We start from the raw sequence: 15,188 nt of genomic DNA on the forward strand, positions 1-15,188 counted from the left end.
TTCGACTGAACGTCCGGTCATGTGGACAAGCCTGGCTTTATTTATGGTCCCTATTAGTGCAAAACGCTGCGACAGCAATACGGCTGAGGACACAAAGACTGAGGACACAGTATGGCTACCAGTGATCTGCCGCGGCACCAGATAATTAAAATTCTCATGGCGCAACCTCCCGAGAAAGCCGCGGATGCTGCAATTCACGTATGGGAGCAAATGGCTAGTCACATCATTACGATTGTCGGTGAAGACGGTTTCAATTCCCTTTACGCGAGAAGCCTATTCCTGAGCCAGGCAAAATTTCCCTGGCTCTCGACCAGCTCACTGACGCCAAACGCTGTGCACCGGTTTGACGAACTTAAAACAAGCCTTGAAGCACAAGCACCTGCGCAAGCGAGCGAAGCAAACAGTCTGCTGCTGATTACATTCATTGAGATCTTGGCCTCGTTGATTGGGGCGCAGTTAACCTCCCATATCTTACAGTTGGCTTGGGGTGTCAACACTGGGAATAGCACCGACAAGGAGTTTCGCGAATGGACGAAAAACTAAGCATACGTTGCTTGGCAACTGGCGTTCCCGGTCTGGACAACCTGCTGGGCGGCGGCCTGCCGGAGTTCTCCTTTAACGTGATTGCAGGCGCGCCAGGATCCGGAAAAACCACGCTGGCTCATCAGATTATGTTCTCGCTGGCAAATGCCGACCATCGGGCAGTGTTCTTCACTGTGCTTGGGGAGCCGGCGTTGAAGATGCTCCGTTATCAACAGCAATTTCCGTTTTTCGACATCCACAAAATCAATGAGTCGATCCGCTTCGTCAACCTGTCCGTGGATTTGATGGATGGCAGTTTCGACCGCGTAAAGGCGCGCATCGAGGAAGAAGTGAAAGACTATGCTCCCAGCCTTGTGTTTGTTGATTCGTTTCGATCCGTGGTGAGGTCAGCGAAACGGGGGGAGCAAGGCGTGTTGGACCTCCAGCGGTTCGTCCAGCGATTAGCCATGCAAATGACGAGCTGGCAGGCCACAACATTCCTGATTGGTGAATACTTGGCGCCGGAATCGGAGTCAAGCCCCGTATTTACGGTAGCGGACGGCATCCTGTCGCTTTCGCAAAATTTGCATCACAATTCCATGGTGCGCAAGATGCAAGTGGTCAAAATACGTGGCCAGGCCCAGGCACCAGGTCTGCATACGTTTCGTATCAGTGATCACGGAATCGAGGTTTTCCCACGCGTGATTATGGAACAACGTGAAGCGGTTGATTCGGCAGAGAAGCTCCCCACAAGCGAGGAGCGCGTTTCCATGGGAACGCCTGGCCTGGATGACATGCTGGGAGGCGGTTTGCCGGTGGGATATTCGCTCCTCGTCGTCGGGCCATCTGGTTGCGGAAAAACTATCCTAGCAACGGAATTTCTTGCCGAAGGCGTGCGCAAAGGCGAACCAGGTGTCATTGCGGCGTTTGAGAAAAGTCCCAGCCAACTGCTGAGTACCAAGCTGTCTTCGCTGGTGCAAACCGGAAAAATCGGGGTCATCGACACGCGTTCCCTGGATTTGTCGATTGATGAAACCTTGCATGATTTGATCGGCATGATTGATCGCATGCAGGCAAAGCGCCTCGTGATCGACTCTTTGTCCGGATTTGAGTTAGCACTGGCACCCGAGTTTAGCGAAGATTTTCGCGGCTCCCTGTATCGGATGGTAGCAAAGCTCACCGGCATGGGCGTGACCATTTTAATGACCTCAGAACTGGAAGACCGTTTCACTGATTTGCGCTTTAGTCCATTCGGGAGCGCCTTCCTCGCTGACGCAATTATCGTGCAGCGCTATACCGAAATGGGGGGCCAACTCAAACGCGTTTTCTCGGTCGTTAAAGTCCGGGGGAGCGAGCACAGCAAGGACATTCGGCTGTTTGACATTACAGAAGCAGGCATCGTGATTGGCGAGACCTTGTCGGAGTATGACGGAATCATGTCGGGCCGAGCTCACCGTTTGCCCCTGACTGAAAGGAACGGATGATTGAAAGTCATAATGAATAATACTACAGGAGACAAGGAGATCAGGACGGCCGCGCAGCTTCATTGATATTGTAACGCTGAGTCCCCAAAGAAAAGTGGTTACAAATTGGTTACATTTTTTAGTAATAAAAAAGGAGTTGCAAGCAGATGCTTGTAACTCCTTTATTCTATTGGTGGGTCTGGTTGGACTCGAACCAACGACCAAGGGATTATGAGTCCTTTATAGTCCACAAACCAAAAGAAACCACAACAGAACACATAATTGAATTCAGCAGGTTACAAAGCTCCCTTCATTGCCAGCTGTTGTCCTTTGTGCTGGCCATTTATCGCCAAGTGCCCCGAGAGTGCCCCTCTGGGCGAAATCTTTTTACTCAGCGATCAGGACTTGGCAATTTTGATATTTCGATAAAGCCCGCCACAAAAGCCACAAAAGGAATTATTTGTGCTTGGCTTTGCTATGAGACCATAGCATCAGGCAAGGGCACTCTGCTTGATTTCTGTAACCGCTTCTATCAAGGCCTGCCGCTTGCCCCGCTTCAGACGCCGCTCTGGCTTGCCTTGGCTACCTCCTTTTTGGTATCCAGTTCCGCCATCACAACCGAAGACCGGTAGTGCTGGAGCCGGAGGACGCGTTGCGCTGGATGGACCCTGATTCGTCAATTGAAGAGGCCGCGTACATCGCGCAGACGAGATCAATCCCGACGGAAGAATTCGTCTGGTGGAAGGTGGACCGGGCAGTAAACCGGGTCGATCCGAACAACAACGGCAAGCACTTGCTGGAACCTATAAGCGACCGCGCTTGAAACTGACGGTACTTTACCGCAGCCAGTCCCTACTTTCGGCCTCCATTGACTGCAGCCCTAAGCGCTGCACTTGGCTTGAATGCTGCAACCCTCGATGCGGCAATCTCTAGTTTTTCGCCTGTTTTCGGATTACGTCCCGTACGCGCGGCGCGCTCACGTACTTCGAACGTTCCAAAGCCGGGCAACGTTCACGAATCCCCCTTTTTAACGTATCGGAAATAACCTCCACCAGTGCGTTCACCGCGCGGTCGGCAGCACCACTGCAGTCTGTCTTTGCCGCCATTGCATTAACGAGTTCTTTTTTGGTCATGTTTGTAATCCGCTCCCAATCAGTAAATCGGGGCACCATTATAAAATGCCCAAGAGCTCGAGGGCCGGCATTAGCAGAATGTAGAATTCCTGATCCTTGTGTCCCAGCTGACAGATATAGCGAGAACTATTGTACTGAACATCGGGATCAAGGCTTCATAGGCTAACAGGCCTAGCATCGGGACGACGCACTCAATAGCGTAAGCCGCTCGCTTTTTTTATTGTTCCCCTTGGTGAATATCTTATTCTACGGGACCGAGCTGCAGATACGTCGCGCATAAGAACTAATCCCCGGTTTTACTTCGCGATATCGTTGCGGTACACCTTGCCGCCCTTCATGATGAAGGAGACATCTTCGAGGATAGTAATGTCTTCGAGAGGATTGCCGCGGACGGCAACGATGTCGGCGTAGTAGCTTTTCTCAAGGACGCCCACTTTGCCGGCTTGGCCGAGTAGGTCGGCAGCATTGATAGTGGCAGCGCGGATGGCATCGACAGGCTTCATCCCCCACTCGACCATCTTTGCGAATTGCTTCGCGTTGTCACCGTGCGGGTAGACCCCCGAGTCCGTGCCAAACGCCATCCTGGCGCCGGCCTGAAATACCTTGCGAAAGTTCTCTCGCTGCAAGCGGCCCAACTGGCGGTTTTTTTCAAGGGATTCGGGTAGCACACCATTCTTCTCGCCATGGGAGAGGATGTAGTCATCATTGTAGATATCGAATACGAGATAGGTATCGCGCTCCTTTGCTAGGCGGATGCCTTCGTCATCGATGAAGCTGCAATGTTCAACGGAGTCCACCCCGGCACGGATGGCATCCTTTATCGACTCCGTACCGTGGGCGTGTGCCGCGACTTTCCGTCCCAGTCTGTGGGCTTCTGACACGATCGCCTGCATTTCTTCAAGCGTATATTGCTCCACTCCGGGTTGACCACCCTTGCTCAAAACACCGCCAGAGGCGCAAACCTTTATTACATCCGCCCCAAATTTGATCACTTCACGAATCTTTTGGCGAACGGCCCAGGGACCGTCTGCCACACCTTCCGCTTTAAAGTTGAATTCGCTTGGGAGCAGATTTTCATCGCAGTGACCCCCAGTAATGGTGAGCGGAGGTCCGGAAACCATCATCCGAGGACCCGGAATTTCTCCGGCATTGATGCCGTCGCGCACCGCAACATCGGTGTAGTGCCATGCGCCGACATTTCGTATGGAAGTGAATCCGGAAAGCAGCAGGAGCCGAGCATTCTTGACGCCGATCACAGCCTCGCGCGGGGCTGAAATGCCCAGCCCTTTATAGCCCGAGTTTTGAGGGTCGGATGTCACGTGGGTGTGGACGTCGATGAGACCGGGCAGGCAGGTCAAGTCTGAGAGATCGATGCGTGTAATACCCTTCGGAGCGGAGTTGGCGGGACCGACGAAGATGATGACCCCCTTTTTGTCCCAAGTGATGACCTGGTCTTCGATGAGGCGCCCGGCACGGACATCCAGAAGGTTGCCGCAGTGAATGGCCTGCGGTGCAGCCTGGACCTCTGAAATCACCGTAACCTCCCATACAGTCAAGATAAGGGATAAAACTAGTGCGCTGCACCTTTTCACTTCGCCCAACCGATTACCAATTTTGTCCTTCCCCAACAGAAGAATTGCAAAGCTCACCTGAAAATGGCGGTCTGTAAAGGGAGCCATGCCGTTTTATAGCAGGTTAAAGATCGTTTTCCAGTCGTTAAGGTTAACGTTCATAGTACGGCGACATCTTTGTGACGAGGAAGGGAAGCTCCTCTGTCCTGTCGCAACGCACTGTATTTCTCAGTAAAATCAGTATTGCGGTTGGTAAAGGAGAAAATGACTCAACAATATTGCGTCCTCCACTCAGGGGAGCGGGGCGCATTCCACTCCCGTCAGGGAATGGTCTTCCGCGAACTCTTCCGCTGCCTTGGCATAGATGGCCAGATAGCGCATAGCCAAGTAATTCGATGCTCGATGCTCATCGGTTGCGCCCGCGTTATCCGTCATATACATGGTCTTGCCCAACAGCTCTTCGGCCGCATGGCTAAATTCCTCTTCCTTCATCTTCTGCGGTCTTGGGATTGCCTTGATCAATTGATCCCGTTGAAAGGGATAGATTTGGTCGAGCACGACAATTGGGGCACCACCAGGCCGTTGCACGTTTCGGGTGGCGCAATGGGGCATCGCACACCGACGACCACATCAACATCCTGGCTCTCACGTATTAAGCGGGTAAGCTGATAAGCTCTTCATCCACAGTAAAACGGGTCTCACGTCATGAACAAAAGAGAACTTATCGATGACTCCCGGTTCATGAATGACCTGACCGAGCGCGTGTCGACCAATTCGGGAGACGGTAGTAAACGCGTGAATTCGTCGGCCACTCTAAGTTTAATGGGACTACTAAGCGAAGCACTACGCAATTTGATTAGCATATGGGGACGATACCGGTCCCAGCCGCACCGGATGGAGATATTGTCATGGCTTCCGAGTTACCGCACCGAAACACGTCACGCCCACTGGCACTGTTCCTGTTCGAACCCGGGAAAAACTTAACAGGTTGGCAGCATCATTCGAGATTTGGCCATGCGCTAGGCTTCTATAGACGGCCCCCGGCGGGCATCCGGTTACATAATCATACCGATTGACCTCGGTGAAACAAGATCGAGAGGCAATCGAGCCCCAGGATCGGCCCTGCTAACGCAGAAGCTGATAAAGTAATTATGATGGCTCGTTAATGCGTACAGCACTGGTGTTTCCGGCGGGGCGGTTCCTTCTTCAAAAGGCTTTCCACCCGGATAGCCTGCTCGTAGGTGTGAAAAAAAAGCGGCCGCGTCTTGACTAGCGCGCTTTTCAGCTGCTCATTCTTGACATTGTGAATCAGTTCGTTATCGATCATCTCGAGCATATGCTCATGAAAGGGGATTTCAAAATTGATGTACTCCTTGTCAAATTCATCCCCTCTCAGCGGTCTCAGTCTTGCAATATTTTTGTCCGCGCTTGATTTCAAGCCCTGACTGATCCCATTTTCCCGCGGCGTAATTCCAAGCCGTGTGATCCGTTCAGTTAGCGATTCAAGCGCCGCCGTATGATCAGCAACCATTCGTTGCGCGAAAAACTGTACCTCCGGGCTGGATGACTTGAACTGAGCAAGCTTGCCGGATTCGATATCCAAGGCATGCGCTGCGGTGATGATGGCCGCAATTTGATGATCATCCAATGCTGATTGTGCCTGGGCCTGAGCCGAAAATATAGGTGCGATAAACGCACTGGCAAACAGTAGGAGGATTTTCATAAGATTCCACAACGTAGATTTCACATGCGCCGCAATGTCAGACCTACATGAGAGTAGGTTGCGTTTCACGGATAAAACGGAGAATCGGTATGTTTTACGCAGCCATTCCGGGCGAGTCTGTTAAATGTCCCACATAAGACCGGAATCGTTAGCCCTAACGCACTACTATTGGCGGCAATAGGACTAGCAATTAAGTTCCTAGGAACTATACTTCGGTGGTCAGTGGTGCTACGAAACGGGGACGCCTTGGAATAGCGGACGTCGAATAGCCGAACTAGGGAGGAAGTCATGCTAGGAGCACCTAGAATCATAGGTGACCTGTCGCAATGTTCGTTGGCAATGGAATTTGAACAATTGGTTCCAGGCGCTACGGTGCACGTGCAGACGGTACAGGGCGACCCCATAGACGAATGGCCGGTAACATACACGAGGCAGGTCTTTGATTTTCATCCCGGGCGGAACCTTACGGGGGGGACCGTGGTTCAGGCCCTGCAGTCCCAACCGGGAGCCGGAGGGTTCCTCTCAATCGCGAAACCAGTAAGTGGTCTGCCCGCTGTTACTGCCCTTAACAACGTGTCCTTTGCTCAACCTCTGTACGAGTGCGCGGAGTGCCTAATGCTTTCAAATGGGTTCTCGGGTGCTCGCGTCAAAGTTTTTAGCCACGACACCGAGCCGCTCGGTGAGAGCGTCGTTTTGCCGAGTGGCTACGCTCACGTCGACTTGAACCGCCCACTGGCAGTCGAGGATGTTCTCAGTGTCATTCAGGCCGCATGTACAAGGGATGGCGCACCGATTATCTCGGCGCCGACTCCAGTTCCCGGTAGTCGTCCCGGGTCACTTTCGCAGATAGTCGTGCCTCAGACCGAGGTGGACGACGTGAAAGCGTGCGAGATGACTCTTAACATCCGTAAGATCATGCCCGGCTCTTTTATAATCCTGAGACGCAGGAAGAAAAATGGCACTACTACCGAAGTCATTGGCCCTGTTTGGGTCTCCATGCCCGGACTTATTCGATACGAACGATTTGAATACCTAGAGGAGCTGGTTATCGAAACCCACCTGGGTCGGTGCAAGCCGTTTTCCAACATGGCTGTGACCAAGATCGTGGGTGCGACACCAACAAACCCGCCGGGGGTACCCAAATGGGTCGAGGCAGACGCCAGGGACATTACCTTACACAATCTAAGTGTCGGTGCATTGGTAGAAATCAGCATCACCACGAGCAGCTACTCCATCAAGATACTCTCCGGGGCGAGTGAAACTACGGATCGTTTCCCATTTTCGCCAGGTAGTCCCAGTCAGATTAAGCTCGAGGCAGGTGCGATCATCACGGTGCGGCAAAACCTCGGTGGTGGTCCCAACAACTGGAGCCAAGCCAATTGGATTGAGGTGCTGACGACTGAGCCAGGCATACCCAAACCTTATTTACCCGTCGATGGTTCCATCATCCCCAACTCAGCCCCTACGTTGCTTTGGAAGGATACTGGAGAAGAGCGGTGTAATTACGCCACACGGTTTCACTTGCAAATTATGGATGACGTTGGGCATCGTGTCTTCGAGAACGAACATGTAACTTCGCCAAGTGCTTATGTAGGAGGATATCTACATTCTGGAATTACGTATTCTTGGAGGGTTCGTGCCTATCACAATAACTCCCGGCCCTCGACGTGGTCGGATACGTTGCACTTCACAACTCCAGGCATACCAGCGAAGCACGTCGATCCCAGCATCCCCTACAAGCCAGGTGATCAACTTTTTCTTCTCTGCGAAGAATGCATGGGCATTTACTCGCCGGCAGAGTCGCGGGGGTCCGACCTCACAGACGCCATAGCGAATGCAAAAGCTCGATCTCCGTCTTGTGAATATACGAAATATACCGCTGGGGAATGCAAGCAGATCGGAAGGTAAAAGAGGAGAAAACAGCGAAACCGCCTTCGTAGCCCCTCGGGTCCCATAGATGGGCGATAGAACCTCTGCTGTCTCAGTTGTTCATTTATCAATTTTCCCCTCGTCCCCCTCTCGAACGCACTGGGCCGTCTTTTATTGCCCCTTCCTTCCCAGCTTCTCACTTCCAGCGCCCGGTTTATAGGCTCGGCTTATTTCGGAAGGCACGGTGCCCATCAATCACAATACCCTTAGATAAGGAGATGGTTAATTTGTGTTCTCGGTTTGCTTTCCGGGCGCATTGGGACTTAGCGGAGAACCGTCTTTTCCAGTGACAAACCTGATCACCAGGATACGATCAGAAGGCCAGTCCAATAATCCCGCGTTTATTACACCTTCCTCGTAACTCTCGCTTTCCTGTAAAAAGACGATCTTGTACCCCACGTCGTTTGTACGTCGCGCCGCTGCTTCCAGCATCTCCACCCTTCGAAGTATGTTCATTCCAGTAACTTCCTTTCCATTTGAACCAGTCGCTTTTCGATTTCAGTAGCCTCGATCAATTTCCCGATACCGCTGAGAATATAGGCTAAGCGACCGGCCTCGCTAGCATCGATCATCCCACCTCGTGCTTCTCTGTATACGCGCGCCATCTCTCGCCTCACATCCTCAAGCTCAGTAAGCTTGATTTTTGGAGGGGTACGGGTACACGTACCGCTTGTCGCATCAATCGTTACAGGCTGATGTTTTGCGCCTTCTAATCGCTGTTTCATTTTCTCTATCTATAGAAAATTGACCACAAAAGCCACAAAAGCCTACTCGATACGTTTTGCAAAGACTGCCGGATTTACTTCAAAGATGCGGCTGGGTCGGTGCGGCACTTTTTCCACGCGCGGTCTGATAAAGTGACGCTCGACCAACACCTCAATAATAGGATTTAGATCAGCAGTTCTCTTATATCGGCTCTTATGCGCGTGGTGACAATCCCTAAACCTAAATTCTGTTTTTTGTTCCCGAATTATCCATCTCAGCACGACCCTTGCACCATCCAAAGCCGGGTCTCCCCCCATCAGGTCGAAAACAGCCAGGGCATGCGCACTTAACACTTCCGCCATCCGAAACGCGGAATTCATATCCTGCAGCGCGATTTTCTTTTGCCATGGTTGACCATCGTAGTGACGGGCCATGTGGAGCAGTGCTGCTACTCGAATCACAGCACCGGGCAGCTTGCCTGCCCAGTCGGTGATGTGGTGATAGATTTCGCCCTCGCGCATCCCTGCCTCTACTCTGAGTGCGAATGACTGCCACTCTTGGCGGGCGTCCTTATCCAATTGAAGGATATGGGGCGATTCAACCCCTTCCTTGCTGCATTCCATCCCGTGATTAAGAATTGCAGTCAGAGCTTCTTCATACTGCTTACGGTATTCTGGATTAATCGGACTGACATCCAATGTTCGATAACCGAGGTTGGAGCTGGGTAGTGCATACAGAAAACGGCCGAGTAAACCTCGTCCCCTGAAACTGGGGGTATTGCTCAGCCCACGTAGCACCTCTGGCTGAGGCGATAATCCAAGAGTCAAGGAGGGTGCTTCCATAGCTATTGAGGGGCGACTGCCACGGTTCACCTTCACGGGGCTTCCCGCGTGCCCCTGCAGAAACAGATCGAGGTTCGGAACGCCGTTGGAATAACGCCCTGCCAGTATTTCCAGGATTCCGCTCTCATCACTTAATATCGACATCCGCTCGTTGTTGGCGGCCATGATAGTCCCCAAATTTTCTGGGGTGACATCCTGTGCCCATATTTGCGGCATTACGGGGATTTCAGGGAGCTGGGCTTCAAGTTGCGAAATCTGATCTAACAGATCATCGAATACGTCTCCCTCAGACTTGGCGGCTTCCTTCCGCAAATGTCCGATACGTGCAGATAGCGTTGCGTGGTCACTTTCCGCCTTCCTTATCTCCGGTTCTGCGTCTTCCCGCTGCCGTTTTTCCCACTTTGTTAATGGAGCCGTGGCCGCCTGTTGCACCGAAGTCTTGCGGCTCCCCGGAGGAAGCGCCACGCAGGTCCAAACGTTCACAGGTTCCGAATAGTCATCCTTAACCTGTACCCTGTACTTTCCATGCGCCGCAGTACTTATTGCGGCAAGCACCATCAGTGCTGCCAGCTCTGGTGGCGTTTCTGTGGATGCGCTTAGCGCCGTGACAAACTCCTGAACTGGTTTCGGGAAAACATCGTTCGGCCAGACCGGTAATGTAGCGGACTCAAGACTGATCGGTTCAAGCCATTCTGCTACGGACTGGTTAGCTGTCCGCCACTCGTCCGGTATCGGTATTGAATGAGCTTCCACCACCTTTGCGAACTCACGCCGCAACGCCCGCAGGTCGATCCCGCTCTCCGGCACTGGCGCAAAACCATCCCACTCGAGTAGAGCGTGGGTAACGCGAACCGCAATCCAGTCAACGATGTCACCCTTTTCCGGAAGATCGGGTAAACGCACCACGAAAACTTGGGGAGGTTTTTGAAGACTCGTCAGGATGGCTGCTGTTGCCTTCGCATAGGCCTCCCCTGCCTCATCCCCATCAGGTAGGATGTAAACGCGCCCGCGCCCTCTTAAGGTGCTCCAGTTCGATTTGCCAGTTGCCTGACTTCCGCCCAGCGAGGTTACAGCCACATATCCCATGGATTGCAGGGCTACCGCTGCTTTTTCCCCCTCCACCACGAACACGTCATGCTCCGGATCGGCTTGTGCCAACAATTCCAGTCCAAACAACGGACGGGGCTCGGCGGCAGCGCCGGGTTCCCAGCCGTGGCCGTTTATTCGCTTGAAGTAGGGTATGACTTCTTTTTTGTTGTCCCCATCAAACCGGGCAACATAACCCTGCACCTGGTTTTCCGTATCGCGGTATTCCCAAACAAAACGGCGCTGCTTGCCATTAAATGTTGCCGGGATGCCTTGCATTTCATATTCCCCATTCATCGGCTAGTTTTTGCAATGTCACGGGAAAACTCAGGCCGTATTTCAGTCGCGTGAAGGCAACAATGTCTGTTCCACTTGTGCCACAAGTAAAGCAGTGGAATGGACCCGTCGTCAGGTTCACCTTGAAGCTCCCCGGGTGGCAGTCATCATGAAATGGGCACAGCCCTCCACCGCACCAGCCATGCCTCTTATTGGAAGGCATTGCCGGCAATTCAACGAGATAGAAAACGACGGGGGAAATATAGGATTTCACTTCTTGCAGCAATCCCATCAGGTTTTTCATTTCTGCCTCCTGTTGCCCTGCTTGCCGTTGAAAGCAGTTTTGCCACATTCTGCGGGCCTAATAGGTTGAGTGTAATCCGTCGGGCTTGTGGAAGAACCGCCCGCGTCTCTATTCCCATCAATCCAGCAAAGAAAACCACCGTGATTGATTAATACCTTGGCGCCTATGCGGCTGATATGGGGCGCAAGACCATTCCCTGGGATTGGTCCCTTGGAAGTATGTCGGGAGGCTGCATTAAAAACGTAATTGCGAATTGCTGACTCTGTAAACGAAGGTTCAGCTTCGGCCAGGAGTTTAACGGTCAGCCATACACCAAAAAGTGACTTGTCGGTGGGAGGATAATTACTCATTGCGTGTCCTTCTGAAAATTCCTGGCCGGATGTTGCTCGTTGCCAGTATTTTCACGTTAACGCAATGAGATAAAACAAAAAACTTCAGGGACTCAGTAAAATACTATTTACTGAGAATCTGACAATATTCGGCATCAAGACACAAGTTTTCGCGGGCGGCCAACTTTCGTCGGTTTTGTCCAAACTTCCCTCGTCCAGGAGCGCAATGTTTTTTCCGGGATATCCTCGAATTGCGGCTTGGAGCGAAGGTCCCGAACTGCGTCAGCGATTGTGTTATACCCATCTATGTTTGCTCTTACTGCTTCTTGGAATTGGCGTTTTACCACGTTGATGGGGTGGTTTTCCACCCGCTTTCGTTCCGCTCCTTCCTGCCGATCAATCAACATCAATGCTGTTCTTTGCCATACTTGAGTTTGCTTATGCTGGCCTCGCTCTATAAAAAATAGAGCGGCCGTTTCACGGAGCAGCTTTGCCAGATATATAACCCCCATTTCTGAAAGCGGCTTGCCCGCCTGTGCTTCCAGATATTTCATATAATCATCCACTTCTTTTTGTACACGTCTCGTCCTGGTTTCTTCTTTTTCCGACAGGGCCAAGGTTCCAATCATCGATTTCTTCAAGTTACTGTCCCCCAAATATCTTTTGATTCATTGATTCCACTACCCTAGCCGTGTGTCCTTCGCTAAGATGCGCGTAGCGTTTCACCATCTGCAGTGTCTTGTGTCCCAGCACTTCTGCAATTTCAGCCAAACTTGCCCCGTTCATGGCGAGGTACGATGCGGCGCTATGGCGCAGATCGTGAAAGCGGAAGTCTCGAATATCGGCCCTTTTGAGTGCGTTCTCCCATGGTGTGCGCAAGTCAACGGGCTTTTGTGGCTTTTGTGGTCGGTTTTCCCTAGATGGAAAAAGCAGATTGCTGTCTATCCGGCGCACTTTGGCCAACTCCTTGAGCAACTCCAACACATGCCCGGTAATAGCCACGGCACGACGCTCCCCATTCTTGGTCTCATGCAGGACCGCCCTCCCCCGTTGCAAGTCCACATCATCCCAGGACAAAGCCATGATTTCGCCGTGGCGCATACCCGTTGACAGTGCCAGCACGACTACTGGGTATAAATAGGGATTGCTGGACTCCTTGCAGGATTTCAACAAACGGACGCGTTCATCATCCGAGAGAAACCGCACGCGACCCCGTGATTCCTTCGGCTTGCTGACTTTCCGCATGGGGCTGTCATCGATCCAGCCCCATTCCTTGACTGCGGTCGTGAAGGCATGGGACAACGCGGCCATGTAGCGCACGACCGTTGCAGGCGAACGTGGCTTGCCCCGTACGGTGATTCCTTCAATGAGTTTATCGCGATGTTGGACGATCAGCGATGGAGTGATGTCCGCTAGCGAATAAGCCCCAATCTGTTCTTTCCACCATTCAAGCTGCGCGGTTTGTTTAACTTGGCTCTTAGGCTTGGTCGGCAGGACTGTCTTTATATATCGCTCTACCAACTGGGCCAACGTGTGGCGTTTGCCCTCGGAGGTTTTGAAGTGGCGGCCACCCCGAATTGCAGATTCGGTGTCCTGTGCCCATTTCCTGGCATCAGTCAGGCGATTGAATGTAGCGGACTGTACGGGAAAACCCTTTAATCTCACCTTCACCCGGTAGGAGGTCTTGCCCTCGCCGGAGAGGCGTTTCTCGATATTTGCCATTCATGCCCCAGTGTATAAACACTGCGAACACCATACAATAAAGGGCAACAAATAGCAACAAGGGATATAGAATCCCTTGGTATATTCATGGAAAGCCTGTTATTACAGAACCCTATGTTTCAAGATTTATTTAATGGGACACATATGGGGCATAATGATAGAAAATGCCTGCTTTTATATTAGAGTTTGCGTAGAGACGATTTGGAGATAGTTTAAATAAAAGAGTAAAACCCAACGTGCAACGTAGGTTCGATTGCTGCGAGTCATTTCCGCGCGGTGTCGCTACTCATGGGGAAAAAACATGATTTGGAACTTCGTTGTTCATAGACGTGCCAGACGTGGTGGTCTATTCCCGGCATAATTTGGAGGCCAATGCAACGGACTCCCTTGCGCGTTAGGAAGGGATTAAGTTGAGGTCGATTCACACGGGTTACGATTGGTCAAACTCACTAATCTCTTAGTGAGCTTATCGCGCAGATCGCGGAGGTTCTCGTACTCAGGGCAGTTGTAGCCTGCGAGATCAAAGTGCAATCCCGTGCCTGATTTGCGGAATAGTATGACTCGCTTACCAAGCGCATGGGCATATCCTATCTCGTAATACACATTTGGCCGCATGCCCGTCAAATCGGCGAAAAGAAATTCGGATGTTCGAATCTCATTCAGGATACGTTCCGTAATCAAGCCCTCATGTTCGATATCGTCTGCGCGTAACCCCCGCACCTCAAACAGGTCGAACACGGCGCGAACAGTATCCGCGACATCGGTAAGTTCTGGGTGACTTGGATCCATCCACATCATGATAAACGCGGTTCCAGCTCGATATTTCGCCGGTTCGGGCAGTGCATGGGTACTTTGTGCGACCTGAACGGTCGTTTCAGTAAGACTTAGTACCGCTTCAAGGGTTGATAAATGTTTAAAAAACTCTGCGTCAGCAGCGATTGGAGAGAGCCCTCCGTTCTCCGACTGTTGAGCGGGTGTGAATCCGAGTACCGTTCCCTCGTCGCGTATCGCTTCAGGCCCACGATAGCTATAATCGCGAAGCCGAAGTGCCGCTCGAGCCGACTTTGTCGCGATTTTGATGTCATGAAGATCTTCTGATCCGGTAAGTGTGGAGGCACGCGCCAGTTCGCCCAATAGGGCACAAACTTGAACAAGTCGATCGATCAGCGCATACGCCTCGTTACACAACTCGCGAGGTAGCTTACCCCAGTAGAAATCACGCCGCTGACTCCAGGAGTTCGAGGAGTCCGTTGGGACTGCTTTAGCAGCTGCAACAAAGTACTGCTCGGCATCCTTTGCCAGCGCAACAAAGAATTCGCGTAATTCGTGTTTGGGGTCGAGGCTCATTAACGGGGGATTTTGTTGAAGCCAACTTTGTACGGCGACGCGGTTTTGCGCCTTGCCATTCACATTTTCCTAACAGCTCAGGGCAGCGGAGCGCAGTGAGCGCTTGTCGCATTTGGGCGATTATACTGAGCCTCAAACTGATTACACAATGTTTGAGATCAGCAGGGCGAAATATTCCATGTATAGGCTGACGTTTAAAAGGTCGCGCGCCGGTCTCCTCTTGGGCAATTTCCGGC

The 15,188-nt window shown here is 52.0% G+C and carries 15 protein-coding genes, 1 tRNA gene and 1 pseudogene; 4 read left to right on the forward strand and 13 right to left on the reverse strand.

Features of this window, described 5'->3' with window-relative positions; all coding sequences use genetic code 11:
• The first annotated feature begins 111 nt into the window (after nucleotides 1-111).
• The gene (locus tag R5L00_RS03280) at nucleotides 112-543 is read left to right on the forward strand and encodes a hypothetical protein (RefSeq protein ID WP_317653349.1); all 432 of its coding nucleotides are present in this window, start codon (nucleotides 112-114) and stop codon (nucleotides 541-543) included.
• The gene (locus R5L00_RS03285) at nucleotides 528-2,006 is read left to right on the forward strand and encodes an ATPase domain-containing protein (protein ID WP_317653350.1); all 1,479 of its coding nucleotides are present in this window, start codon (nucleotides 528-530) and stop codon (nucleotides 2,004-2,006) included. The genes R5L00_RS03280 and R5L00_RS03285 overlap by 16 nt, the downstream gene beginning before the upstream one ends.
• 170 nt (nucleotides 2,007-2,176) lie before the next feature.
• On the opposite strand, the gene R5L00_RS03290 is transcribed toward R5L00_RS03285, so the two are convergent.
• Nucleotides 2,177-2,263 (reverse strand) — tRNA-Ile (locus R5L00_RS03290).
• A gap of 353 nt (nucleotides 2,264-2,616) precedes the next feature.
• Here R5L00_RS03290 and R5L00_RS03295 point away from each other — a divergent pair.
• Nucleotides 2,617-2,808 (forward strand): hypothetical protein, encoded by a 192-nt coding sequence (locus tag R5L00_RS03295; protein ID WP_317653351.1) that lies wholly within the window; start codon nucleotides 2,617-2,619, stop codon nucleotides 2,806-2,808.
• A 29-nt stretch (nucleotides 2,809-2,837) separates the two neighbouring features.
• Here the strand turns inward: R5L00_RS03295 and R5L00_RS03300 are convergent.
• From R5L00_RS03300 to R5L00_RS03315, 4 genes and pseudogenes are all read right to left on the reverse strand, one after another.
• A pseudogene (locus R5L00_RS03300) lies at nucleotides 2,838-3,118 on the reverse strand (HU family DNA-binding protein).
• A 296-nt stretch (nucleotides 3,119-3,414) separates the two neighbouring features.
• Nucleotides 3,415-4,653, reverse strand: a complete 1,239-nt coding sequence (locus tag R5L00_RS03305; protein WP_317653352.1) for an amidohydrolase family protein — start codon at nucleotides 4,651-4,653, stop codon at nucleotides 3,415-3,417.
• A 327-nt stretch (nucleotides 4,654-4,980) separates the two neighbouring features.
• On the reverse strand, nucleotides 4,981-5,247 hold the full coding sequence (locus R5L00_RS03310; RefSeq protein WP_317653353.1) for a hypothetical protein: 267 nt from the start codon (nucleotides 5,245-5,247) through the stop codon (nucleotides 4,981-4,983).
• A gap of 604 nt (nucleotides 5,248-5,851) precedes the next feature.
• A complete protein-coding gene (locus R5L00_RS03315; protein ID WP_317653354.1) occupies nucleotides 5,852-6,412 on the reverse strand; it encodes a DUF4142 domain-containing protein in 561 nt (186 codons plus the stop codon).
• A 288-nt stretch (nucleotides 6,413-6,700) separates the two neighbouring features.
• On the opposite strand from R5L00_RS03315, the gene R5L00_RS03320 reads away from it, so the two are divergent.
• Entirely contained in the window at nucleotides 6,701-8,320 is a 1,620-nt protein-coding gene (locus R5L00_RS03320; RefSeq protein ID WP_317653355.1) for a hypothetical protein, read from the forward strand.
• A 243-nt stretch (nucleotides 8,321-8,563) separates the two neighbouring features.
• Here R5L00_RS03320 and R5L00_RS03325 read toward each other — a convergent pair whose 3' ends face one another.
• The 8 genes from R5L00_RS03325 to R5L00_RS03360 form a co-directional block, all read right to left on the reverse strand.
• Complete coding sequence (locus R5L00_RS03325) at nucleotides 8,564-8,797, reverse strand: hypothetical protein (protein WP_317653356.1); 234 nt, start codon at nucleotides 8,795-8,797, stop codon at nucleotides 8,564-8,566.
• Nucleotides 8,794-9,066 (reverse strand): hypothetical protein, encoded by a 273-nt coding sequence (locus R5L00_RS03330; protein ID WP_317653357.1) that lies wholly within the window; start codon nucleotides 9,064-9,066, stop codon nucleotides 8,794-8,796. Before R5L00_RS03330 ends, R5L00_RS03325 begins: the two co-directional genes overlap by 4 nt.
• Before the next feature lie 42 nt (nucleotides 9,067-9,108).
• The gene (locus R5L00_RS03335) at nucleotides 9,109-11,271 is read right to left on the reverse strand and encodes a YfjI family protein (RefSeq protein ID WP_317653358.1); all 2,163 of its coding nucleotides are present in this window, start codon (nucleotides 11,269-11,271) and stop codon (nucleotides 9,109-9,111) included.
• Nucleotides 11,255-11,554: a CHC2 zinc finger domain-containing protein gene (locus R5L00_RS03340; RefSeq protein WP_317653359.1), complete on the reverse strand. Its 300-nt coding sequence runs from the start codon at nucleotides 11,552-11,554 to the stop codon at nucleotides 11,255-11,257. Before R5L00_RS03340 ends, R5L00_RS03335 begins: the two co-directional genes overlap by 17 nt.
• Complete coding sequence (locus R5L00_RS03345) at nucleotides 11,551-11,904, reverse strand: hypothetical protein (RefSeq protein ID WP_317653361.1); 354 nt, start codon at nucleotides 11,902-11,904, stop codon at nucleotides 11,551-11,553. Before R5L00_RS03345 ends, R5L00_RS03340 begins: the two co-directional genes overlap by 4 nt.
• A 134-nt stretch (nucleotides 11,905-12,038) precedes the next feature.
• Nucleotides 12,039-12,512, reverse strand: a complete 474-nt coding sequence (locus R5L00_RS03350; protein ID WP_317653363.1) for a hypothetical protein — start codon at nucleotides 12,510-12,512, stop codon at nucleotides 12,039-12,041.
• A 13-nt stretch (nucleotides 12,513-12,525) separates the two neighbouring features.
• Entirely contained in the window at nucleotides 12,526-13,605 is a 1,080-nt protein-coding gene (locus R5L00_RS03355) for a site-specific integrase (RefSeq protein ID WP_317653364.1), read from the reverse strand.
• 405 nt (nucleotides 13,606-14,010) lie between these two features.
• Nucleotides 14,011-15,015, reverse strand: coding sequence for a hypothetical protein (locus R5L00_RS03360; RefSeq protein ID WP_317653365.1), 1,005 nt, complete (start codon nucleotides 15,013-15,015; stop codon nucleotides 14,011-14,013).
• Nucleotides 15,016-15,188: the final 173 nt, after the last annotated feature.

The organism is Nitrosospira sp. Is2 (genome assembly GCF_033095785.1).
Lineage (GTDB): Bacteria > Pseudomonadota > Gammaproteobacteria > Burkholderiales > Nitrosomonadaceae > Nitrosospira.